The sequence below is a fragment of the Stenotrophomonas pictorum JCM 9942 genome (genome assembly GCF_001310775.1).
GTDB classification, from domain to species: Bacteria; Pseudomonadota; Gammaproteobacteria; order Xanthomonadales; family Xanthomonadaceae; genus Stenotrophomonas; species Stenotrophomonas pictorum.
On sequence record NZ_BAZI01000653.1, the window covers coordinates 1 to 975 of the forward strand.

Here is a 975-nt window from a genome sequence, read left to right on the forward strand (position 1 = left end):
CGGCAATGGCTCCAGACCGGCCCAGGTCGCGCGCAGCGAGGCGGCATCGCGTTTCCAGCCGGCGATGCGCGCGGCCTGCTCCGGGTGGTTTTGCAGCCAGTGCTCCAGGGTGCGGACACGGTCGGCGTCCAGGCGCCCATCCACGTAGGCGTGCAGTGCTTCGTCGTCGGGAGGCAGTGTGTTCATTTCAGTACCCGCAGTGCCGGAGTGGTATCGGCGGTGCCTTCATCCAGCGCGCGCAGCCGGTCGCGCGCCCGCGACAGCCGTGACATCACCGTGCCGATCGGAATGCCCAGCGCCTCGGCCGCTTCGCGATAGCTGAAGCCTTCAACACTGACCAGCATCAGCAACGCCCGCTGTTCGACCGGCAGCCGGGCGAAGGCGGCCAGCTGCGCACGTCCATCGTGTACGCGCTCTGCCGATGGCGAGGTGCCGGCCTGCTGCGGTGCGAACAAGGCCACCACCCGCTGCCAGCGCGCCGCGCGCCGGCGTTCGTCCATGAACTGGCGATAGAGGATGGAGAACAGCCAGGCCTGCAGCGCATCGTCCTCGCGCCGGGTATGCCAGCGTCGCAGTGCGCGCTCGAGCGTGGCCTGCACCAGATCGTCCGCACTGGCCGGATCGGCCGCCAGTGAGCGGGCAAACCGGCGCAGGCGGGGCAACAGCGCGCGCAGGCGTTCGTCGTCGAAGGTATCCATCACAGTCAGGCGGCAGAGTTACAGGTATGACGCTAAGGTCGGAGGATTATTCCCGGACCGGGCAAAACCTTTCCGGAATATTTTTCGCAGTCCGATGGAATAGACAGCGCGCCCGCACGTCCTACCTGTCAACACACCAAGGAAACGCCCATGACTGCCGACTCTCCCCCCCCTGTGAAGCGCCGGCACCGCTGGCTGCCGCTGGCCGGTATCGCGGGCATCGCCGGGCTCGGCGCGGTCGCCTTTGCCTGGTCGGCCGGCTGGATCGGCAGCAGCC

General features: G+C 68.1%; 2 protein-coding genes. Both read right to left on the minus strand.

Going from position 1 to position 975, the window contains the following annotated elements; translation table 11 throughout:
* The coding region (locus JCM9942_RS16810) for an anti-sigma factor family protein (RefSeq protein ID WP_425478371.1) at positions 1-186 on the minus strand (186 nt) is incomplete at its 3' end.
* Positions 183-698, minus strand: coding sequence for an RNA polymerase sigma factor (locus JCM9942_RS16815; RefSeq protein ID WP_054660978.1), 516 nt, complete (start codon positions 696-698; stop codon positions 183-185). The genes JCM9942_RS16810 and JCM9942_RS16815, both read right to left, overlap by 4 nt.
* Between the last annotated feature and the right edge of the window lie 277 nt (positions 699-975).